Source organism: Okeania hirsuta, from assembly GCF_003838195.1.
GTDB classification, from domain to species: domain Bacteria; phylum Cyanobacteriota; class Cyanobacteriia; order Cyanobacteriales; family Microcoleaceae; genus Okeania; species Okeania hirsuta.
On sequence record NZ_RCBY01000034.1, the window covers coordinates 26,373 to 48,217 of the forward strand.

A 21,845-nucleotide genomic window follows, 5' to 3' on the forward strand; every position below is an offset into this window, starting at 1 on the left:
TTAGATTCTAAAGCATTGATAAATAAAGGTTTTATATAGAATCCGGTTATACAGTAATTGCAAAATTACTTTCTCTTAATACAGATGTTCTACTGAATACAAATTTAAAAATTCATGCTATTTCAATCTTTTCTTTCTCCTGACTCCTGAGGACTGACTCCTGACTCCTAGAGCGATACGATAACTAATTACCCGGATTCTATATTAGCTGTTTGAAGTTGAAAAAAAGTGCCTGGTATCACGTCTAAAACGCTCAAAAAGTTAGTATTTTAGGCTCATAAGTTGGGCAGAAAAATCCCAAATTGACAATTCTTACTTCTACCTCCTCGCTCCCGATCCATTTCTCCCCTCCTGGGAGGGGTTAGGGGTGGGTTGTCTCCTGTCTCCTGTCTCCAGTATAGCTGTCTCCTACCCCTACTAAAAGACTAGTGAAGCGCAAACCCTAATTAATTTTCCAATTCCGTCATCATAGTTTCCACTTTTTCTTTACCTTCAGAATTATTCTGTTTCTCAAACAATTTTAATGCCCTTTCAAAAGACTTTCTGGCTTCTCGAACGCGCTCTCGACGGTGAAGAGCTAACCCCATTTTATAATGAGCATCTGCACGATCGGGATTTTTCTTAATTACTTGCCGAAACATAATTATTGCTTGTAAATAATCCTGGCTTTCTAAAAGTATCTCTGCTGCCGCAAACTTAGCCTCCACTAGATCGGGATTAGCATAAGCAGCTCTTTGATAAAATTTCAAAGCAGCTTGAGGATTATTTTGCGCTTTATAAATTTCCGCAATTTGAAACTGAATCTCTCCATTTCGAGGTCCTAGACGAGAAGCTACTTCTAGAGTAGCTAAACCACCATTAATATCTCCAGTAGATAATAAAGCAGTTCCTAACTTGATTTGCACTCCTGGATCTCTCGGTGATAATCTAACAGCTTCTCGAAGTGCTTCTAATGCTTCAGGAAAACGTTCCTGTTTCAGTAATGTTAAACCCATTGAGGCATAAGCTTCAGCATTATTAGAATTAGATTGAATTGCTACTTGATATGCAATGATCGCCTCATTGTATTTAACGTTCCTGTTTCAGTAATGTTAAACCCATTGAGGCATAAGCTTCAGCATTATTAGAATTAGATTGAATTGCTACTTGATATGCAATGATCGCCTCATTGTATTTCTCTAGACGAAACAATGCAGCACCTAATCCTAAATGAGCATTAACATTATTGCGGTCAAGTAAAGAAGCACGGCGATAAGCTTCAACTGCGGCCTGATAGTTTTCTAACTTAGCCATACTATATCCCAAACCATATTGAAAATCTGCTTTATGAGGCTCAATAGCGATCGCCTGTTGATAAAACTGACTTGCAGCTTGAAAATTTCCTTGGAGTGCTTCTAAATAGGCAATACCAGAATATATTTGTGCATTTTTTGGGTCTAAACGTGCTGCCTGTTGATATATTGTGATAGCTTTTTGGTATTTACCTGCATCCGCTAGCGCTCTTCCCTGGCGTAGTAGTTTGTCTAAGTTAGAACTCACGGATTGATTTTGAGCCAATAATTTGACCCCACAGCCAGGATAAATGTAGGTCTTTATGCCAGATGTTTTTTGACAAGCAACCCCATAGGCAACAGAAGGAATAGTGGCTGTTATTATGGCCACTACTAAACTACTAAATATTGATACTGTTTTTTTGTACACGGCCAGTCTGAAATATTAAATGTTCATAGAAATTATTAATCATATCACCGCTTTGAAAAACTTAAGACAGGGAAATATTTTTCCTACTATTACCTCTGTTGGTGCGCTACCAGGTGCGTCTGTCGCGCCCCGCGGGGTCGCACCGCTGTTCCCTGTGGCCTATTCCCTGGCATAAAAAAGAAAATAAACCCATCTCCTGTCCCCCCACTATCGAAACTTATTGACATAAACTTTGACCTTTCTTAGAAAATATTCACGAAATTAAACTTGTAGAAGGCTATGTTTTCCATTAATATGAGTGTTACTCCGGCAGAGTGGACTGTGTTGCCAGTTTCTACCTCATCCTGCGCATTATAGAATTTCAATCTGTTCATCAAATCAAACCTCTTGCTGACAAACTCTTCCCACTGGTAGCTTATTGTAGGGCAATGAATCGTCAATATGGCCTCAGACTCAACAACGCTTTGTCGATTATCACTACTCCTCAAGAGGCGATACGGCTGATGCCATGCTCTGCGAAAACTTGGTTTGAACCTAATGAAGTGATGAAATATTGGCACCAGTGGCCTATTTTTGGCAATTACAGAATGTAGTATAACTTGCTAATTTTGTAGGCTTTGTTAAGCTGGGTTTAAGGGTATAACTACTTCGGAAGAAAAATCTATTAATCCTCCTGCCTAATCAAGGATAAAACAGTGTATTTATTCTATGTGGTTTTTACCGGGATTTATTTCTCAACCCACTGAAAACTTACCTAGAAAATTGTCTGGAATAGCTACACAAAAGCTCTTAGTAAACAAGCTGTTCCATATCTCTTTTTTGTGCTGAACTATTAGTCTATTTCTAGACATCAATTAAATTAAACCATGCTTAATTTTTTGCTTGTGATTTACCTAGTAACTTTACTAAATAAGGACAATGAACATGAATCACCAACTCAGTCTAGTGCTTCAAAATGACAAAAATATTCAAAAATTAGGTTGTATTAGCGCTGTACATAATCCTAAAGATACTAATCATTTGGAACGCCGACAACAACAACGTGCTATTAGTTTATCGATGATGAAAGTTGCCATAATTTATGGTAATAGACAATTTAGTTATGGGGCAGTCACTTATACTTTGACTGATAAGAATTTATGCAGAACTCCTTATAAAAGGTTTATAGATGTGCTGCGAGGATTGCGAGTTGTTTGTGTTCATGGATTTCCAGAACCTAAAATTATGACTGCTTATTGGCATAATAAAACGAAGCGAAAAGTTCATAGATAGATGTTGATATATTGCTAATTTATGAGCTTAAAAAGTTTACATTCATTCAGCAAACTTACCTTACTCAACCCAACTCACTACTATTTTATGTAGGCTAAAATGTTGGGTGAGAAAATTATTTATAGCAGAAGGAAGAAGGAAGAAGGAAGAAGGAAAAATATTACGTTATTTACTCCTTATTATATCAAATCAGGTTAATTGCACATAGAATCCGCTTATATAATATCTGTTTATAATTCTATTATTACTTCAATACTAGACATCTCCGCAAAAGAGGGAGTAGGGATATTGCATGCAACGTCCGTACAGGGAAATAATTGATAAATAAGAGTATGATAATTGATTTGATTTTTTATTATTGGAGATGTCTATTTAATCTCCCATTTTCCCCTCCTGGGAGGGGGAGGGGCGAAGGGTGGGTCTCCTACTCTCAACTATATAATAAGTGTTCAACCGGATTTGATATTACTTCTTCGTTCTGTCATATAGCAATGTGCGCTGGCATATTTACAAATTACAGGAACTGTCTAATAGCTAAAAGTCTTATATTATTGGCAATTATTCCCCCTATTCCCTGTTGCCTGCGCGTAGCGCTATACTATTCAAACTTCACAAATATTTCTACGGTTTCATTTGGAGTTAAACCTGTATATTGAGCGCGGATAGTAGTATTTGATTTAATAGTAAAAAAATTTGTAATACTCCCCAAAGAAAGTAAATCCCCTTTTTTTAATTGTTTACCTTCTGCTTGTAAAGAATTTTTAATCCAGAGAACAACATTTAGTGGATTACCTAATAAAGAACTGCTATTTCCTGATACTAATACTTTACCAGTTTCATCTAAAATTTCTAGGTTTAGATTCTTTAAACGATTTTCCCATTCATCAGTATCTGTTAAAGGAATAGGATTACCTAAAACTCCAGCTCTTGCCCCAACATTAATAGCTAAAAGAGTAGGTGCATCTAATTTTACATCTTGACTATAAACCAAATCTGGTAATTCAATAAATGGTATTACTGCATCAAGATATTTCAAAGTTTCTCTAGGAGTTTTAGCATTATTAATTTCTGCACTTCCAACTCTAACAATTAAATCACCTTCGCCTATTGGACGACTGCCAAATTTAGCTGGAATAACAGCACCACTTTCGAGGAACATTTTTTCGAGTAAAGCACCTCGCAAAGGCTGAGAAACATTAAAACGTTGTTGAGCATTTGGATTAGTTAATCCTGCTTTGTAGCCAACTATTTCACCTAAATTTTTACTAATTTCTGTTATAAATTGCTTTTGAATTTGTTTTGCTTGAGGAATAGTTAAGGTTGTTGCAGTGTCAACAGGAGTTTTTGTCAGGTAATTTTCTACAAGATTTTTTACTAGCTGAGAATCACTATTTTGAGTAACTATAGATGTAGAATTTTTATCCGATACTTCTGTTTCCGATGATGTTTTTGATGTTTCAAAAGTGCAGGCTGAAAGTAAGGAGATTAAGAGTAAAATAAGATATTTAGATATGTGCATAATTTTTAGTTTTTAATAAGGTTTTGTCAGTCTTTACTCCCATTGAGAACAATCAGGAAGATTTTCAGGGTCGGAATCTTTATCTTGTTCAATTTCCTTTATTCTCTCTTGTTTAGCTTGCTTATCTTCAGGAATCCATTGAAATTCAAATCTTCTAGTGTCTATTAATTTTTCAGATATTGTGTCGATATTGTCTTCAAATAGTGTGTCTATATTGTTTTCTTGTATTGTACTCTTTACATAAGTTGCTTCTTTCCAATTGCAGGCTAATTTTATTTGTGCATTACGGAGGTTTTTGGCATTAAAAAGGTAAGCTCCACGGAGGTTAGCTCCATCAAGGTTAGCTGAATCGAAGTCAGCTTCACTAAGGTTAACTCCACCAAGGTTAGCTTTAGTGAACTTAATTCCAATCATGTTAGCTCCATTGAGGTTAGCTCCATTGAGGTAAGCTTCATTGAGCTCAGCTCCAATGAAGAAAACTTTACTGAGGTTAGCTAAAACCAGGTTAGCTTTAGTCAGTTTAACCCTACTGAGTGTAGCTTCACTGAGGTCAGCTTGAAATAGTCTAGCTCCACTGAGGTTAGCGTCATGGAGATTAGTTTTATTAAGTTTTAGACCAGATAAAGAAAATCCTTCATTATTTAATCGTTCTACTGCAGCTGTCACAACCCCAGATTTATCGCTTTGACCTTCATTAATAATACTCCAGCTAGAAAAATGTCTTTGTTCTTTTCGTTCTTCACGCCCCGTGAACCAGCTCACTAAACTAACAATAAGAGTAATATTGGCAAGCAAACCAACAACATTTAAAATTGCGAAATTTGTTAACAAATAGTCTATATCTTCTACAAATTTCTCAATAGCAGTTGTTTCCCACCAATCTGCAAAACGTCTGATTGGTCTGGTTTGTTTTTCAGGAGTTTCTTTTTCAGGAGATTGAACGTCTTGAGGAGAAGAAATATATTGTTGTTTCGGATTTTCTATTCCTTCCTCTTCAATATTTATTTTTTCTGGGAAAACTACATTTTCGTACAATAAAGAAGTAGTAAATTCAAAATTAATGCTTTCTAATTTAAGCGAAAATTCCTGTTGACTATCAGCTATTTCCTCAAGAGAATAAGTAGTAAGTTCCCATTTATTTTTTTCATTAATTTGATAGTATTCAATACATATCTTTTCTGAGTCAATAAGAACATATTCTTTGAGACTTTCTATCTGACGATAATATTGGAATTTTTGAGCGCGGTCGAAATTTTCTGTACTTGATGATCAAACTTCTACAATTAAACAGGGATAATAGATAATATTTCTAGATTTTGTGTCTCGTGGATCGCAACTTACAACTACATCGGGGTAGAAAAAGGAACCATTGCTGGAAACTGCGACTTTAGTATCTGCGATTTGCACTCTACAACCTTTTCCTTGCAGGTGACTTTTTAAAGCAGACGCTAAGTTGAGAGCAATGTCATTATGAGAAAGAGTTTCTCTAGTCATCCCGTAGACTTTGGCATTGATATATTCATATTTTACGGGTTGCTCTTCTTCCCATGCTAGATATTCTTCTGGAGTCATCTTTTCAGTTACCAAGGAAAATTAATTGTGTTCCCTTAATTTAGCAGGTCGGGACGTTGGATGCAACTTCCCTACCGGAAAATGATGTACAAGGTAAATAGTGAAAACCTTGTAGTGCGGGCATCTTGCCCACTATATGATCTGATTACAGCGGGAAGCGCTGTAATTCTATTTTCACAACCGACAAGACTTACGTTCGCGGGTTTCTTCCACATTTTGCCAACCATAAGAAAAATGACTAATAGAATTAATTTGAGGAGTTGCTCTTCTAATAGCTTGCATTTGGATCTCCAAGGAAGGGCGACCAGTAACAGGTTGTCCCCAAACTCCAGCGATCGCCGGAATAACTGCTACCCCATTTGGTGCCATACTTACCACTCTCTGCACTTTTGAAACAATACAATTGGGGTTGCGATCGCCACAAGTTCCATAAGACATGGGATGCCATTCCATTGAAGCTGGAAATTGATCCCAAGGTTGGAGTCGAGAGTCAAACCCATTATCGCGTACTCTTTTGTTACCACCAGGGAAAAATACAGCACCAGCAGAAAGACCTTTTTGTTTCACTGGTTTAGTCGCCATTTTGAGAAAGTCAAGTATTCCTTGAGCTGCATGAGCAACACTCAATTCCCAAACTTGTCGTCCCGAACCTCCTTTCGGTAGTCTACCAGTAGCAGATTCAGTAGTAGCAGGTGAAAAGAAATTTTGCCACTTAGGAGTTTGCTTGTAAGAAACCGCAGAAATATCTCCAGAAGTTACATATCCTTTGTCTAAAAATCTTGTGAGTAATTCCTTTCCTGCTTCATTTTTCGCCCGTTGCAATAGAACTTTCCTAGAAGCTTCACCATAAACCCATAAATCTTTTACTTCATCCGCTACAGAGTCTGGTCCTACTCCACGCAAATAACGAACGTAGTCGAATAAAACACCTTGAGGTTGACGTTTGAGTACCTCATTAATCATAACTGCATAATCTTGACGTGCTTCTGGACTATAAGGGTCAATAAAAGTATGAAAAGCATGACTTGCACCTAACTGGTCGTGCAAACTCGTATTGTCTGGAATCACATCAAGGGTTGTTTGACCTTTACCATTGCGAGCTAAAGCTTGTTGGCGGTTGGGTAGTTGAGAGTAAGTATAGCCAAAGTTGATGGTAAATACCCAAGCATAAGCTCGCAAACCGCGATCGCCTGCTTTTTTGAGACTCTCAGCTAATAGATCGACATTTTCATAACCAGGGACGCGCAGTACAGACGGCCAAACTGTGGGGTTATTTGCTGCGGGAAGAAGTACTTGTCCATCATAAAAAGCTTCTATGTAAACTTGATTGTAGCCTTTATTAACTACATGGTCGAGTATTCTGTCGATTTCTCCTGGTCTAGCATCACAAGGATATAGTCGCAACCATATGCCTTGAGTTCTTGGCCAGTTTCTTAGGCGACAGTTGTTTACTTCTCTACCGTGTTGAATCAAGATATCTTGATATTGTTTTTCTACTTCTTTATTTCCTGTTAAGACTGCTTGACGTAAGTTTTCTTTTGTAGCGATCGCTTCTGGTGACAACCGACAATAATTATCTGTTTGTGCTTGAGCTGGTTGCTGATACCAAAATAATGGGTTTGCTACTAGGCAAAATAAAGTGCCTAATATACTATTATATAAGGTTTTTTTTGCTTTAATTTTTTTGTGTGAAGTATAATTTTTGTTCATAACAATAATTAAATTTATTTCCTCATACAAATAAACAGAATAACACCTAATATCATGTCTCTTTGAATAACCACAATAAAAAATTTAGGGAGTAGGGAGCAGTAGGGAACAAGGGGAAATTTGTTTGCGCAGAATTCCGCACCGAAAAAATATTCTCGCCTACAGAGAAGAACATTTTTACCCTTGGCTAATTAATAAGACTTGATATAATTATTGATTAGCTATTCGGTCAATACCTAGTCTTTCAGTATAGTTTAAGAATAAATTGTATAGCGCTACGCAAATAAATAGTGCGCGGACATTCGTTTATTTCCTACTCCCTGCTCCCTACTCCCTTTTCACTCAAATTTGATTGTCAAACACCAAAGAACCTACTGCTAAGTAGGTAGGTCTAATTAAACGTTAAAAAAATTGTCGGGGCGGGTTTAACCAAAAGCTTTGACGTAAAGTACTTTTGAGTTCTAAAAACCCGCCTTCTAATATTGCGTTTATTTATGCTCACCTAAGATTGACAAAAAAAATTCGGATTATAGTTACCCGAATTTATACAGCTACTAAGAAAAAACTGAGGAATTGATGATTTTTTCACCTTCTTTGTAAGACAAATTAAAATTAGTCGAATACCTACAACCTATTTTGTACTAAATAATAGGAGGTAGGATATAGTTATAACTACAATAATTTGAATTAATACTCTTTCATTGATTTTAGAAATTGAAAATCTTAACTATGATGACTATCATCTCATAGTCTATGGGAAGTTCATCAGTTCAATGAAAAGAACCTCTAAATATCACCTCACATTTTTGTTCAAATTTTGTCTCAGTTTTTGTGTTTTTTTCAGCAATTATTTTTCTGTTATTTCCAGTTCTATAGCATTCTTAAATTATTGGTCAAAAATCCAGAATTGTATAGACAAAAAAATGTCAGTTATTAACCCCTTTTCCTTATTTCTAAATTCCCAAATATTTTCTGCACAACTTAAATATAACTGCCATATTTCTAGAGGTATAAAAAATATTTTCTTTAGTTAAAAGGCAAAGAGATAATTGCTAAAGTAAGAATTAATATAGTGTTTCTCAGACTTAGTTTAAGATACACTTATTTTCCCTATTTGATTTTTCCTTTTCTCTAAAACCAGTAACTTTGTACTTCAACAGTATGGTAATTGCGATAATCATAATTTAATCTGACAATTACGCTCCCCGACTTAAAGCAAGTTCTACTTGTCTAAATTCTTGATTTAAACGCTTCTTCAATTTTTCAGGCACAGGACGATTTGGATAAGAACTATAATGCCCTGCTAAAGAATTAAGAGCAGTTCGCATAGTAGTAAATGAAGGTAAATTCGATACAGAATTATCACGTCGGTAGCGAGAGGCATAATCATTAATTGTTTGACGTGCTATTGCTTGAGCTTCCGCCTTACTTTCTGTATTCTCTGGTAACTCAATAGCTGTTTTTAAGGTATTTATTAAAGCTAATGTGTCTTCTTGATAATTTCCAGTTAAAGTTGCGGGATTATTAGAACAGCCCATCAAACCTATTACACAAACTAAAACTAAGGCTAGTACACGAGAAATAAAACGTTTCATAGAACTTTGTTTGCTATGGTGGCTAATTCGTTATTGATTATTTCATAGTATAGTCTAGCTCAATTTGAAATTTTAGTGTAGCTATATATCAAAAAAATATCTGTCTACTACAGTTTTTGATTTTTGTCAAATGTCAATTGTTTGACCACGATCAAATAATCAAAAATCCCAGAAATAACTAATTTGTCCCGATCGCACCGAAAGAATTTGAGTATCTTGTAACCACTGACCATCAAAACACCCTAAATGAGTAGTAGTAATCAAAGTTTGAAAACGGTCAGTAATTGCTTCTAACAACTGATTTTGTCGATGCAAATCTAACTCTGCCAACACATCATCCAATAGCAACAACGGCGGTTCCCTTACTACCTGCTCAATAAGTTGCAACTCCGCCAACTTTAACGCTAACACCAAAGTGCGCTGCTGTCCTTGAGAAGCATATTGTCTTGCTGGAGTATCATTAATAGTAAAAACTACATCATCTCGATGAGGACCTACTACTGTAGTACCTTGATATTGTTCGGCGATCGCCCGTACCTTGATTTTTTCTAAAAAAGCTTGACGCACGCCATCCAAACTATCTTGAATAATCAATTCCTTGCTATCAACCATCACATTCGCTAAATATTCCATCCGCAAAACTTCCATATTTCCAGCGATCGCCCGGTGCCACTCACTTGCTAACGGTGCTAACCTCTGTAAAACACGCTGTCTTCGGCGAATTACCCGCGCTCCAGTAGTTGCCAACTGGGCATCCCACAAAGCTAACTCCTGAGTAGAAATAGGATTTATGGAACCAGTAGTTTCTGCTGCCATTTTCTGTTGGCGAATCTGCTTTAACAAAGCATTCCGTTGGCGCAAAACTTGATTGTACTGTTGCAGAATGTGAGCATAGACAGGTTCGAGCTGTACCAATAGTCGGTCTAACCAGTGACGGCGTACTTCAGGTCCACCCCTGACTAAATCTAAATCTAGACTGGAAAACTGAACCACATTCAGAATGCTTAAAAAGTCTAAATGGCGACGTAAAGTTTCACCATTAATTGCTACAGTGCGTCTACCTTGACTCCGTACAGTTAAAGTCAGCTCAATATTGCCAACTTGTCTTTCTAAGTTAGCTTGTATTTGTCCCGCTGGTTTGCCATCTAAAATTAAATCGCGATCGCGACTAACCCGATGAGATTTGAGAGTGGAAAGTAACTCTACTGACTCCAGTAGATTAGATTTACCTTGGGCATTATCTCCCACTAAAATTGTTTTGGCAGCATCAAAATTAACTTTTTGATCTAGATAGTTCCGAAACTGTCGTAAATGTAAATGTCTAAGGTACATATTCACTAGGAGACAGGAGACAGGAGACAACCCACCCCTAACCCCTCCGGTGGAGGGGAGAAATGGGAATGAGCGAGGAGGTAGAAGTAAGAATTGTCCTTTGATTTTTCAACCATAGTCAGCCAAAAATATAGCAATGTGCGCTGGCATATTTACAAATTGCAGGAGATGTCCAATAGCTAAAAGTCTTATATTATCGGTTTTTTATTCCCCCTGTTGCCTGTTGCCAGATGAGCTGTTGCCTGCGTACAGCGCTATACTAGCTTTTTGCAGCTCTTTGCACCGAAAAGCTGGCACTTTTTTGAACCCCAAAAAGGCTAATACCTTATATTTATCAATACTTTGAGAATTAATCAGCAAACCCTACATATTTACTAGAAGTCACGACGTTTAAATTAACGAGTTTAACCACCAGATTAAATAAAACCGCCCCAAATATCTAACTATAACGTCTTAGTTTCTCAACATAAAACTCCTATTATTAAGTATACTAACGAGCGTCAGGGATTACTTCTGACTTTTGTACCTCACCAATCCAACAGCTCCCCTATCTTGTACCAATTCACTTGAAAAATGTCACAAATAGTTTCAAACTTTAAGTGTTAAATAATTTCCTGAAATTACTGTAGCATCAAAGTTTTGAGCTTCTATAAAATCTTACTTTTAATTTTTGACTTTTAATTTTTGACTTTTGACTTTTGACTTCTTGCTTAAATTCTATGAAAATAATATTCTTTGGCACACCCCAATTTGCTGTTCCCACTCTGGAAAAATTATTAACTCGGCCAGAAATTGAAGTTGTGGCAGTTGTCACTCAACCTGATAAGCGACGGGGACGTGGCAATAAGCTCATCCCATCTCCAGTTAAGTCATTAGCAGTTTCTCACAGTATCCCTGTTTGGCAACCCCGTCGAGTTAAAAAACATACTGAAACTCTCAATTTATTACGACAAGCACAAGTAGATGTATTTGTGGTAGTTGCTTATGGACAGATTTTGTCTGCGGAAATTTTAGATATGCCGAAGTTGGGTTGTGTAAATGTTCATGGTTCGATTTTGCCCAAATATCGCGGTGCTGCTCCTATTCAGTGGTCTATTTATCATGGCGAGAAGGAAACAGGCAATACCACGATGTTGATGGATGTGGGGATGGATACGGGTCCAATGTTGTTGAAGAGTATTATTCCTATCGGTTTATTGGATAATGCTGCATCTGTGGCGGAGGTTTTGGCAAAGGATGGGTCTGATTTATTATGGGAAACTTTGTTGAAGTTGGAGACAGGGGATATTGAACCTATTGCTCAAGATAATTCTTTGGCAACTTACGCTCCGCTGATTCAAAATTCTGATTATCAAATTGACTGGTCAAGGAGTGCTTTGGAAATTCACAACCAAGTAAGGGGGTTTTTTCCCAACTGTGTCACAAGTTTTCGGGGTCAGTCTTTGAAGGTAATGGCAACTGTGCCAGTAGGTGCTGAATATTGGTCGGAGTTGCCACCTGAGTTACAGAAGTTGGAGAAGGTGTGGTCTTCTGAGTCTGAGGTTTCTGGGAGTGTGGGGGAAGTAGTGAAAGTTATTAAGGGTTTGGGACCGGTGGTACAAACTGGCGCTGGTTGGTTGTTATTGTGCCAGGTGCAGTTGTCAGGAAAGAAGGCGGTTTCTGGTTGGGATTTTGCTAATGGTACTCGTCTGGCCATGGGGGAGATTATTGGCAGTTAGGATGGGTCATTTCAGTTATCAGTTATAGCACTACACAAATAGGGCGCGGACATTGATAAATCCTCAAACTCAGTCAGGGATTACTTCTATAGGGGTGTTAATGATATTTTGCTTCGCATAACTATCGTTAATGTCCCTACTGACTTCTAATATCATGTCCGGATAATTAGTGATAAAAAAAACTTTCTCCTTCTTCTTCTTTCTTCCCTCCTGACTCCTGACTCCTGACTCCTGACTCCTTCATCGTTTATTTATAACTGTTCAACCGGACATGATATAACTTCTGACTTGCGCGTAGCGCTATATCAATACCTCCCACTGAAGCAGGAGGCTACGAAAATACGGAGTTCTCTTTTTTTTATCCCCTTAAAAGGGGAGACTTGAGACCTTATTTTTCGGTTATTGGTTGTTAAATTTAAAATTTAAACTTATAAATTTTAACTTTTAGTTTAGTTTCAACTGAAAAAATGGATAGGAATTAATTTAGACTATGTTGACAATTTTACAAGTATTAGACTCTCCAAGAATCAATTTCCTGCTCTTGATTAAAGAGGACCTAAGTAATTTTCTAGGAGGTTTACTAATTTGGACTATTTTAGCCTTTATTTTATATATAGTGGTCTTCTATGAGGCATGGATAAATTTTTACAGCAAATTGTTAATGCTAATAATAGTTTCTTAGAAACTAAGTTAGATAACTATGGCGAAGAGTTATGGAAATGGATGGAGGATAGATTTCAAATTTATGCTGCTTGGCAACATCCCAAAATTTGGATGAACAATGTGACAATAAAAAGCACTGGAGAAGGGACTATAGATTTGGCTGTAAAGTTTTTTATTGATAATGTGAAATTGAAACAATGTCAGCGTGGTAACCGCATTTGCAGTGAAGTTCATGGAGAAATTGTTAGCTGACTAAGGTAGGCTTATTTTTACAGATGAAGCACCCAATGGCAAACAAATCATCTAGGGATTTGCTCCTTCTTGAGAAAATCTGTTTTGGACTTAAATTTAAATACTTAATACAATCAAGTTGGATGAGAATAGAGTTGTTTTTTTGACCGCTAATTATACCGGTTTATACAAATCCTTTATTTATGAAGGTAAGGAAGAAGGTAGAGAGAAGAAGGATTAGAGAAGAATTTGAAAAACGTGCTTTTGATATCTGGATTTGGTATTACTTGGACTAGAATTGATGAATTGAATGAAGTAAAAATTAATATTTTTATAATGAATATTATTAGATAACTCGGCTAATATACTATTGTTTATGTTTAGTGTTTTCTGTAAAAAAAATACCTGCGATAGTTGCTAATCAAGAATTGACAGAAAAAATTTCTAACGAAAGTCCAGAACTTCAAGTTTTTCAACTCAAAACTCAACTTTTGAGTAAGGGAAGAAGTGACTATACCCTCGCCAAAACTGATTTAATGAGCGTCAGAATTAAATGTTACGCTCAAGGTGGAGAAAATGTTCTACACTCTCATCCTGGAGAGGACATACTTTTGTAATTTTAGCCGGAAAAGCTAGGTTTTTTGGCAAAGATGGTGAAGTTGGAGTGTTCAGTAGAAACCAAGGTATATTAGTTCCTAGAGGTGGTTTTTACAAGTTTCAAAGTTGTGGAGATGAGCCTCTAGTCATGTTGAGAATAGGCGCGGAAAAGGAAAAAATTCCAGTTAATCGTATTGGTATTGATGGTAAGTCATTACCAGGAAAATCAAAGGAAAACAAACATGAGGATGGTGTACTGATAGAAGGGTTATATTATGAGTAGCCGCTTTCTTAAGTAGCAATGTTAATGACGTTTTGAATCAATCAATGTTTTTAGTGATTCCTTCTCTAGAAACTACTAAATTTTTATTGGTAGGTTCTGGAGAAGATTATTGATATGAAATAGAAAATTTAAAACCTTAGATTTTTCTATCAGAGAAGTTTGAAAGAGGATTTCCACTATAATATAATTTTTAATTTACGGTCATTTCAGTTATCAGTTATCAGTACCTCAAAAATAACGTACTATACTATCAAGTCAGTTGAATATTTATAAATAAGAGAGTATGGAAAGATTTACTTTATGAAGTGAAGGGATTGTTTTTCCCTCCCGTGAGTGGAATGGAGTTCTATCGGGAATTAAACAGTCATCCAATTATCATTCCTTAAGTTTATTTTGAGCTTCTGTAATATTGTTAAAAACCCTTATTTAATCTCCCTTTAATATTGGTAGAATAGTCAAACTTATAAATCAAAAAATTAGCAAGCATTTCCTGCGGAATGCTGCGCAAACAGCTATTAGCTGTCAACTCTCAGCTCTCATGAGGGGGTTTGAATAAATATAGACTTTCAAGCCAGCTTTTATAGTAAGTATCAATTATGACTCAATTAGTAAAGCTTTTATATAAAATTAAAAGCAATAGCTGATAGCTGGCGGCTGAATGCTTACAGAAATAAAGCAGAAATAATTAGTAGTAAAATATTATAAATTTTCAAAGAATATGACCTATTTGTGGTTAGCATTAGCAAGTATTGTTGGGTGGTTTGTCAGTACTCTAGCAGGTGGCGGTAGTTCATTTATCTTAATGCCAGTCATTGGTTTATTTTTAGGAGCTTTAGCCATCCCACCAATTATTACAACTGGAGGAATGATTGGTAATGCTGAACGTGCTTTTACTTATCGGCAAAAAATTAACTGGACAGTGATTTTTTGGGAACTACCTGGTGCTATTGTTGGTGCTTGTTTGGGGGCATTTATGTTGACCCAAATTTCTGTAGAATGGCTGAGTTTTTTAGTAGGATTATTTCTAGTTATCTCTGGGATAAATTTAATTATTAAGAATCAAGACCAATCTTTTACTGTTCGTGCTTGGTATTTTTTACCAGCAGGTTTTATTTATTCCTTTTTGTCTGGCATTATTGGTAGTATGGGACCGATACTTGCACCTTTTTACCTGAAATTTGGCTTGGAAAAAGAGGAACTATTAGGCACTCAAGCAATGAACCGGATGGTAATTCATATTATTAAGGTGATCGTCTACGCCATTTTTGGTACTTTAACTTTGCCTTTGTTTGGATATGGAATACTCATAGGAATAGCTGCTTTTCCAGGTAATTGGTTGGGTAATTTAGTATTAGAAAAAATTAGTCCGCAATTGTTCCGTCAGTTAGTAATTATTTTTGTGCTTTTTAGTGGTGTCTTTATTCTCTGGGAACAAAGGAATATATTAATATTGTGGTAGATTTGGCAGTAATGCTAAAAAAATTTAACCAATATTTTTGTAAGCACTCAGCTATTAGTATTTCCTACGGAATGCTGTGCAAAAAGATGCATGAACGTAAAGGACTTACTAAGGTTAGCTTATTACCTTTTTCTTTCCTGCGGAATGCTGCATAAACATAATTTTGAATTCTCCTTCTAAGATAATAAGTTAATAACTGATAACTGATAACTGATAGCTGAATACTGAATGCTTATATCAAATCCGTTTAATTCGGTATAAAAACATTCTTGATCTTCACCATTACTAAATCTTCATAAATTTTTTCCCTCCTGACTCCTGACTCCTACTTCAAAAGATTTTATACCGATGCTAACGGATTTGATCTTACATATTTTTTTGGGATGATAACAAAATTTCATCCACGTTTTCTAAGGTCATTTTTTGTCGGTCGGCTAAATTTTTAATTGTTTGAGTAATAGCTTGAATTTGGAAGTTGTCTAAATTCAAACCAAGTTGAATAGCACGATGATTAATACTATTTTTACCTGTAAGTTTATGGTTAATTAAAATTGACCGATTCAAATCAAAATCAGTGGGATTTATTGCTTCATAAGTTCTAGAATTATTGAGCATTGCTTTAGTATGAACTCCTGCTTTATGATTAAATGCAGCTTCCCCTACGATACAATGATTGAAAGGAATAGAAAGTTCAATTTTTTCCGCTACTAATTGATTTAATTTATGGAGATAAGATAGAGAATATTTATTGTTTAAAGTTTGTGGATCGAGGGTATAAAGACGAGCAATTAATCCAGCTAAAGGAGTAATGCCATTACGTTCACCAATCCCTAAAACAGTTGTATCAATATGAGTTGCCCCTGCTTCAAAAGCAGTAAAACTATTAGCAATTGCACAACCTGTATCATTATGAGCGTGAAATTCTATATCCTCACAAAAACATTGTCTCATATTTTGAATTAGTTGATAAACCTGGTGAGGAGTTGCTATACCTACTGTATCAGCTACTCCAAAACGATTGACTATTCCTAATTTATTAATTGCTAAATAGACTCGCAGTAAATCTGAAAGAGAGCTACGGAATGAATCTTCAGTAGAAAAACGCAATTCTGCTTGAGGATTTTGTTGATGAATAAAACTGATAACTTCTGTAGCTATATCAATAATTTCTTCAATACTTTTACGGTGACCAAATTGACGTAAAATTTGTGAAGTACTGATAAACAGATTAATGCCATCTACACCTGTATCTAGGGCTATTTTTGCATCTTCTAGATGGCAACGAATGTGGGTGACAACTTTAGCTTGTAAATCTAATTGAACTAATTTTTGACAATCTTGATAGGATTGAGGAGAAGCTCTCGGAGAAGTAACTTCTATGTATTCTACTCCAAATTGATCTAATCCTCGAGCTATTTCAATTTTATCACTCGTAGAAAAGTTAGATTTAAAAAATTGTTCTCCTTCTCGCAGAGTAGAATCAACTATGGCTAATTTACTTAATAGCATTTGTTTTAGTTTAGGCATAATTCTATAATTTTCAGCTAAACATATTACAGGAATTATGGTTAGTATGGTTAATTACAATTAATGTCACAAAAAAATGCTATATATTAAAAATATTTAAGAAGATTTAAGAACATTTAAGTTATTGTTAAAATCTATAGCAAAGCAGTCTTATTTGAGTTGTGAGATATTGTAGATTTTAGGGAATAGGGAACAGGGAACAGGGAACAGGTATGGGAGAAACACCGAAGCAATAAAATGATCACAAATGATTTAGGATTGCTATAGTAACCCTCAATCTTAAATTCTAATTAATATTTTTATAGTTATTTGAGTAAATTATATCAATTTGGAAAAAGAATGTTACGAATAATCAGGGCAATTAAAATACTTTATCGGAGATGTCTCTTGGACTAAAAAGATAAATTACAACCTAAAAACTGGTATTAAAGCCATTGATTCTGACTCGGTCCGACTGACTTCCCCTCCTGGGAGGGGGAGGGGCGAGGGGTGGGTTAACTCCTAAGAAATATCCTAGCTATTTGTAGGAAAAATTTATCAATTTGGTATTATAGCGTTTCTCAAGTTACTGAGGTACAGTTATTTTTCTTCTTTTCTACTTCCTACTCCCTAAAAAAATGAATATAGTCGAGAAAACAGCTTCTTAAAAATATTCTATGACTACTTTTAAACAGAATATAAAGTTAATAAAATCTGGAAAGTTTTAGGTAAAAATATCTTTGAATTTAGGGAACGGGAAATAAGAGTCTTTTCAGTTATCAGTTATCACTACCTCTAGCTGAAGCAAAAAGCTTAACATCAGGAATATTCTCTTTTGACTCAGTCCTCCTACTAAAAAAAACTGTGTTTATGATAGGGGAGCATTCCCCCATCAACAAAATAGTAGGAGACTTAAACCCTCGAATTTTTAAGTAATAAGTAAGCAAGAATTTTTTGAGTTAGTTGTTGAGGTGAAAACTTAGTAGTATCTAAAAGCAAAGTTCGCTCAGGAGCAATTGTCTGTAAAGCTGTTTTTGTTGCTTCCGAATCATAATTTCTGCTCTCCTCAACCAGAATGTTTAATCGTTCGCAAACATCTACAGAGTTATATACTCCTCTTTCCAGTAGAGTTAAAATTTCCTGCTCTTCATCAAAGGTAAATAAATTGGATGCTTCGGGTATACCAAAGTCAGAAAAACTCATAATTTTTTGGGAATTAACTACTTCATTATCTGGATATTTTGTAATTCTATCGAAAGCATCACTTCTAGTTAAAAGACGTTTTAAGCGAACTGATAATGGAGCATCCAAAATTATAAATTTAGCTTTTTTCAAAGTATTAGCAGCATAAGTAACTTCATTTTCTCCTCGTAAACCATCAAAAATTAATGGACGATTAATTAAAGAGGGATTAACTTGTAACTGGGCTAAAATATGACCCATACCACCGGGAAAACTTTTTTGATACTGACGAGTATATTTGAAGCGGTCTATACGACAAGTTGTTTGAACATTTTGCTCATTTGTGGCTTGAATATAAGGAATAATTAATTCTGTTGTTAGGGTGCGTCGATTTGGAAGTAAAGTGAAATCTAATCCAGATTCAGTTAATTTATTAATGACTGTGCTTTTCCCTACACCAGTTAAACCTACAATAATTACTAGAGCTTTATTTTTGATAGATACCCAATCTTGAGGTAGAGGTGTACCAATACCAATTCCCGACTGTAACTGTTGAAAAGTTTGATTAGTTTTAGTTATAGTTTGAATCATTTTAAGTTAAGTTTATGAAAAATTGAAATTATTTTATTTAGATAGGTATTATATACGATAAATCTTAAAAAAAAATAAATAAGATGAGAAAGCATATTTTAAAAGCTCGATGTAACACTGTTCATTTAGGAGGTTTTTCCCATAAACTAGAACCAGCATTAATCATTAATTCTGGCGATCGCATTGATGTAGAAACTTACACGGGTTATTATCTTTACGACAGAGCACCTAGAGAATTTCTCACTCCAGAATTTCTAGAAATTTGTCACCATTTACCAGCAGAAAGAAAAGTTGGTGTTGGTCCTCATTTATTAACTGGACCAATATATATTAATGATGCTAAACCAGGAGATGTATTAGAAATTATTCTGGAAAATATTTACCCTAGTTTACCGATGGGTTTTAATTCAATTCGTCCGGGATGGGGTGCATTACCCGAACAATTTACAGAAGCAAAACTAAACTTTATTCCATTAGATTTAGAAAAAAAGATAGCTGAATTTCCTCTTAATAGTGGGATAAAAATTCCACTTCAACCATTTTTTGGAATTCTCGGAGTTGCTACAGAAAATACTCAACGTTCATCTATTCCTCCTGGTATTTATGGGGGAAATATTGACTGTCGAGAATTACAAGTTGGTTCGCGAATTTTTTTACCTGTTTTTGTGCCTGGTGGTTTATTTTCTATTGGTGATGGTCATTCTGCACAGGGCGATGGAGAAATAAATGTAACGGCAATTGAAACTTCAATGAATGGTACTATTCAGATTAAGGTTAGGCAAGATTTACAACTAATTTTTCCCATGGCAGAAACATCGACTGATATTATTTCGTTTGGTTTTGGCAATACTTTAGATGCTGCTTTTGAATTAGCTTTAAAGCAAATGATTAGTTGGTTAGAAAATTTTGTTGGGTTGAGTGCTGAAGATGCTTATAGTTTGTGTTCTATTGCTGTGAATTTTCATATTACTCAAGTTGTGAATAATCCTCATAAAGGAGTTCATGGAATGTTACCAAAATCAATATTACCCGCAATAAACTCTATCATATAGAAGAAATTATCTTAAAAAGCTGAATGCGAGCGCATTCCGCACCGAGGAGCTGACTGCTAATAGCTGAAATTACATTCTGCGTAGGTGTTTAGATACCATAAAAAAGAGGCAAGATTTTTCCTTCTTTTTTCTTCCTTCTACTATAAAATAATAATCTAGTTATCGGTCTTAACTTTTTTGCCATTCAGTAAAGCAAGAGGATGAACTTTTTTGCTGTTTTATTTGCTTGAATTTTTAATGCCTGATCAAAAGTAGCGATCGCCTCTTCATAGCGGTGTAGTTTTCCAAGTATAGCGCCTAAGTTATGTAAAACATCAACATTAGCAGTTAAATTTTGGGAACTGAGAGCAGCAAGGGTTAAGACAGCTGTTTTAGAAATACGCATATTTGGCTTATTTATCTATATATATTAGTTTTTATCATTTTCTTTGTGGGTTTAATACCCCACCGTCAACTGGAGTGTTCAAAATTACTTGGGGTGAGAATCCCCATGTAATTTTCCTCCTGTCTCCTGTCTCCTGTCTCCTGTCTCCTTCTTCAATGGAATTAGTTTTTATTGGAACAGATTCTATTTAAGTACAGGTGCAGTTTTTTATTTCTGTGGAGGAAAAAAATTGACTACCTGAGTTAACCATATAGTCTATTTGCCTATTACAAAAGTTTATTGTACTAACCCGGAAATTTATTTATCCAGAATTCAGTACATAAAATCAGTTAAGTTTATTCATCAAAATTACTTCAAGTAATCAAATTTCAACTGGTAAGCTACTACGCAGTTAAATTTAATAAACTGTATTGCTTTGATCGCAGAAGTAAAAAGGAAAAATACGCTTAGTTATCTAGGAGAGAAGAAAAAAAGTTAATGATTGATATTCCGTTGTTTCTCCTATTCCATTTAAGTACAGGTGCAGTGTTTTATTCCTGTAGAGGAGAAAAATTGACTACCTGAGTTAACCATAGAGTTTACTTGCCTATTACAAAAGTTTATTGTACTAACCCGGAAATTTATTTATCCAGAATTCAGTACATAAAATCAGTTAAGTTTATTCATCAAAATTACTTCAAGTAATCAAACTTCAACTGGTAAGTAGGTAGGTCTAATTAAACGTCAAAAAAATTGTCGGGGCAGGTTTAACTGAAAGCTTTGACTTCAGCGCTATAGAGTTCTAAAAACTCGCCTTCTAATATTGGGTTGATTTATGCTTATCTACTTAAGATCCTACAGAGTTAAACTTAATCAAAAGTATTGCTTTTATAGCAGAATTAAAAAGGAAAAAGGTATTTAGTTATCTAAGAGAAAAGGAAAAAGGTGAATTATTCATATTCTGTTGTTTCTCCTACGGAGTTACACAAAAAGATATTCCATAACTCAAAAGTAGTAAGCACCTACACAAAATTAATTACATATTCTTGACAATTTTTATCCAGAACTTTTTTGAGATAGTTAAGAAAGCTTGGAGAGTTTTCGAGTTTCATCAACTTTAATCCACTAATACTTAATAAATTTCCAAAGAATTTCGATTAAGTTGTGCTTGGGTGAGTAAGTTTGACACCAAAATATCTCTAATTTTTTTTCTTTCCATTCTGATAATTTTTCGCTCATTTTATCCCTCGTATAGATGAAAGCTCTATCCATAACTACAGAGCAAGAGTTTAGCTAAATATTGACTAAACTTATTTCAAAAATTTATGACAATTTTACTGTCAATTACTCCCTGATGTATTTCGTAATTTAGTTAATTTTTACATCATATATAGAGCTGCTATCTCTCACTTGAGGAAATTTACTTTGGAAACTTATTCTTTCTAATACCAAATTCACGCAAAGGCAGTTACATCTTAATTTGTGATTTCTTCTTAAA

General features: G+C 35.2%; 19 protein-coding genes and 2 pseudogenes. 8 read left to right on the top strand and 13 right to left on the bottom strand.

The window, feature by feature from the left end; translation table 11 throughout:
• Positions 1 to 446: 446 nt before the first annotated feature.
• The 3 genes and pseudogenes from D5R40_RS41900 to D5R40_RS08435 all read right to left on the bottom strand — a co-directional run bounded on the left by D5R40_RS41900 (position 447) and on the right by D5R40_RS08435 (position 1,701).
• Positions 447 to 707 carry a tetratricopeptide repeat protein gene (locus tag D5R40_RS41900; RefSeq protein WP_339379481.1) on the bottom strand — a complete coding sequence of 87 codons (261 nt, stop codon included), beginning with the start codon at positions 705 to 707 and terminating at the stop codon, positions 447 to 449.
• Positions 708 to 722: 15 nt separating this feature from the next.
• Positions 723 to 1,058 (bottom strand): annotated as a pseudogene (locus D5R40_RS41905) (tetratricopeptide repeat protein); the annotation flags it as partial.
• A 10-nt stretch (positions 1,059 to 1,068) separates the two neighbouring features.
• Positions 1,069 to 1,701 (bottom strand): tetratricopeptide repeat protein, encoded by a 633-nt coding sequence (locus tag D5R40_RS08435; RefSeq protein WP_124154493.1) that lies wholly within the window; start codon positions 1,699 to 1,701, stop codon positions 1,069 to 1,071.
• 314 nt (positions 1,702 to 2,015) lie between these two features.
• Here D5R40_RS08435 and D5R40_RS08440 point away from each other — a divergent pair, with 314 nt between their 5' ends.
• Both D5R40_RS08440 and D5R40_RS08445 read left to right on the top strand, forming a co-directional pair.
• Entirely contained in the window at positions 2,016 to 2,294 is a 279-nt protein-coding gene (locus D5R40_RS08440; protein WP_124145962.1) for a hypothetical protein, read from the top strand.
• Between the two features lie 331 nt (positions 2,295 to 2,625).
• Entirely contained in the window at positions 2,626 to 2,973 is a 348-nt protein-coding gene (locus D5R40_RS08445; protein ID WP_240039067.1) for a DUF4258 domain-containing protein, read from the top strand.
• A 598-nt stretch (positions 2,974 to 3,571) separates the two neighbouring features.
• Here D5R40_RS08445 and D5R40_RS08450 read toward each other — a convergent pair.
• The 6 genes and pseudogenes from D5R40_RS08450 to recF form a co-directional block, all read right to left on the bottom strand.
• Entirely contained in the window at positions 3,572 to 4,492 is a 921-nt protein-coding gene (locus tag D5R40_RS08450) for a 2-keto-4-pentenoate hydratase (RefSeq protein WP_240039066.1), read from the bottom strand.
• A gap of 33 nt (positions 4,493 to 4,525) precedes the next feature.
• The gene (locus D5R40_RS41910) at positions 4,526 to 5,527 is read right to left on the bottom strand and encodes a pentapeptide repeat-containing protein (protein WP_339379482.1); all 1,002 of its coding nucleotides are present in this window, start codon (positions 5,525 to 5,527) and stop codon (positions 4,526 to 4,528) included.
• 54 nt (positions 5,528 to 5,581) lie between these two features.
• Positions 5,582 to 6,064 (bottom strand): annotated as a pseudogene (locus D5R40_RS08460) (Uma2 family endonuclease); the annotation flags it as partial.
• Positions 6,065 to 6,238: 174 nt separating this feature from the next.
• The gene (locus D5R40_RS08465; protein ID WP_124145960.1) at positions 6,239 to 7,774 is read right to left on the bottom strand and encodes a glycoside hydrolase family protein; all 1,536 of its coding nucleotides are present in this window, start codon (positions 7,772 to 7,774) and stop codon (positions 6,239 to 6,241) included.
• 1,196 nt (positions 7,775 to 8,970) lie between these two features.
• The gene (gene psb27 / locus D5R40_RS08470) at positions 8,971 to 9,369 is read right to left on the bottom strand and encodes a photosystem II protein Psb27 (RefSeq protein WP_124145959.1); all 399 of its coding nucleotides are present in this window, start codon (positions 9,367 to 9,369) and stop codon (positions 8,971 to 8,973) included.
• A 159-nt stretch (positions 9,370 to 9,528) separates the two neighbouring features.
• Positions 9,529 to 10,701, bottom strand: coding sequence for a DNA replication/repair protein RecF (gene recF, locus D5R40_RS08475; protein WP_124145958.1), 1,173 nt, complete (start codon positions 10,699 to 10,701; stop codon positions 9,529 to 9,531).
• Between the two features lie 719 nt (positions 10,702 to 11,420).
• Between recF and fmt the strand changes: the two genes are divergently transcribed.
• The 5 genes from fmt to D5R40_RS08495 all read left to right on the top strand — a co-directional run bounded on the left by fmt (position 11,421) and on the right by D5R40_RS08495 (position 15,652).
• Positions 11,421 to 12,419 (top strand): methionyl-tRNA formyltransferase, encoded by a 999-nt coding sequence (gene fmt / locus D5R40_RS08480; protein ID WP_124154494.1) that lies wholly within the window; start codon positions 11,421 to 11,423, stop codon positions 12,417 to 12,419.
• A gap of 633 nt (positions 12,420 to 13,052) precedes the next feature.
• A complete protein-coding gene (locus D5R40_RS08485) occupies positions 13,053 to 13,334 on the top strand; it encodes a hypothetical protein (protein ID WP_124154495.1) in 282 nt (93 codons plus the stop codon).
• 362 nt (positions 13,335 to 13,696) lie between these two features.
• Positions 13,697 to 13,930 (top strand): hypothetical protein, encoded by a 234-nt coding sequence (locus D5R40_RS37590; RefSeq protein WP_205127620.1) that lies wholly within the window; start codon positions 13,697 to 13,699, stop codon positions 13,928 to 13,930.
• A 47-nt stretch (positions 13,931 to 13,977) separates the two neighbouring features.
• Complete coding sequence (locus D5R40_RS37595; protein ID WP_205127621.1) at positions 13,978 to 14,193, top strand: hypothetical protein; 216 nt, start codon at positions 13,978 to 13,980, stop codon at positions 14,191 to 14,193.
• A 718-nt stretch (positions 14,194 to 14,911) separates the two neighbouring features.
• Positions 14,912 to 15,652, top strand: a complete 741-nt coding sequence (locus D5R40_RS08495) for a sulfite exporter TauE/SafE family protein (RefSeq protein ID WP_124154496.1) — start codon at positions 14,912 to 14,914, stop codon at positions 15,650 to 15,652.
• Between the two features lie 366 nt (positions 15,653 to 16,018).
• On the opposite strand, the gene lysS is transcribed toward D5R40_RS08495, so the two are convergent.
• Both lysS and D5R40_RS08505 read right to left on the bottom strand, forming a co-directional pair.
• Entirely contained in the window at positions 16,019 to 17,179 is a 1,161-nt protein-coding gene (gene lysS / locus D5R40_RS08500; protein WP_240039064.1) for a homocitrate synthase, read from the bottom strand.
• A gap of 891 nt (positions 17,180 to 18,070) precedes the next feature.
• A complete protein-coding gene (locus D5R40_RS08505; protein ID WP_124145954.1) occupies positions 18,071 to 18,931 on the bottom strand; it encodes an AAA family ATPase in 861 nt (286 codons plus the stop codon).
• A gap of 83 nt (positions 18,932 to 19,014) precedes the next feature.
• Here D5R40_RS08505 and D5R40_RS08510 point away from each other — a divergent pair, with 83 nt between their 5' ends.
• A complete protein-coding gene (locus tag D5R40_RS08510; protein ID WP_124154497.1) occupies positions 19,015 to 19,983 on the top strand; it encodes an acetamidase/formamidase family protein in 969 nt (322 codons plus the stop codon).
• A 184-nt stretch (positions 19,984 to 20,167) separates the two neighbouring features.
• On the opposite strand, the gene D5R40_RS08515 is transcribed toward D5R40_RS08510, so the two are convergent.
• The gene (locus tag D5R40_RS08515) at positions 20,168 to 20,368 is read right to left on the bottom strand and encodes a tetratricopeptide repeat protein (RefSeq protein WP_124145952.1); all 201 of its coding nucleotides are present in this window, start codon (positions 20,366 to 20,368) and stop codon (positions 20,168 to 20,170) included.
• A 1,104-nt stretch (positions 20,369 to 21,472) separates the two neighbouring features.
• Positions 21,473 to 21,619 (bottom strand): transposase, encoded by a 147-nt coding sequence (locus D5R40_RS42490; protein ID WP_353734885.1) that lies wholly within the window; start codon positions 21,617 to 21,619, stop codon positions 21,473 to 21,475.
• Positions 21,620 to 21,845: the final 226 nt, after the last annotated feature.

What these genes read in the sequence shown, in the direction of transcription:
- D5R40_RS08445 (WP_240039067.1), top strand. Translation starts at nt 2,626, where the DNA reads ATGAATCACCAACTCAGTCTAGTGCTTCAAAATGACAAAAATATTCAA.
- D5R40_RS08450 (WP_240039066.1), bottom strand. Translation starts at nt 4,492, where the DNA reads ATGCACATATCTAAATATCTTATTTTACTCTTAATCTCCTTACTTTCA.
- D5R40_RS08465 (WP_124145960.1), bottom strand. Translation starts at nt 7,774, where the DNA reads ATGAACAAAAATTATACTTCACACAAAAAAATTAAAGCAAAAAAAACC.
- fmt (WP_124154494.1), top strand. Translation starts at nt 11,421, where the DNA reads ATGAAAATAATATTCTTTGGCACACCCCAATTTGCTGTTCCCACTCTG.
- D5R40_RS42490 (WP_353734885.1), bottom strand. Translation starts at nt 21,619, where the DNA reads ATGGATAGAGCTTTCATCTATACGAGGGATAAAATGAGCGAAAAATTA.
- D5R40_RS08495 (WP_124154496.1), top strand. Translation starts at nt 14,912, where the DNA reads ATGACCTATTTGTGGTTAGCATTAGCAAGTATTGTTGGGTGGTTTGTC.
- psb27 (WP_124145959.1), bottom strand. Translation starts at nt 9,369, where the DNA reads ATGAAACGTTTTATTTCTCGTGTACTAGCCTTAGTTTTAGTTTGTGTA.
- D5R40_RS08505 (WP_124145954.1), bottom strand. Translation starts at nt 18,931, where the DNA reads ATGATTCAAACTATAACTAAAACTAATCAAACTTTTCAACAGTTACAG.
- recF (WP_124145958.1), bottom strand. Translation starts at nt 10,701, where the DNA reads ATGTACCTTAGACATTTACATTTACGACAGTTTCGGAACTATCTAGAT.
- D5R40_RS08485 (WP_124154495.1), top strand. Translation starts at nt 13,053, where the DNA reads ATGGATAAATTTTTACAGCAAATTGTTAATGCTAATAATAGTTTCTTA.
- D5R40_RS08515 (WP_124145952.1), bottom strand. Translation starts at nt 20,368, where the DNA reads ATGCGTATTTCTAAAACAGCTGTCTTAACCCTTGCTGCTCTCAGTTCC.
- lysS (WP_240039064.1), bottom strand. Translation starts at nt 17,179, where the DNA reads ATGCCTAAACTAAAACAAATGCTATTAAGTAAATTAGCCATAGTTGAT.
- D5R40_RS08510 (WP_124154497.1), top strand. Translation starts at nt 19,015, where the DNA reads ATGAGAAAGCATATTTTAAAAGCTCGATGTAACACTGTTCATTTAGGA.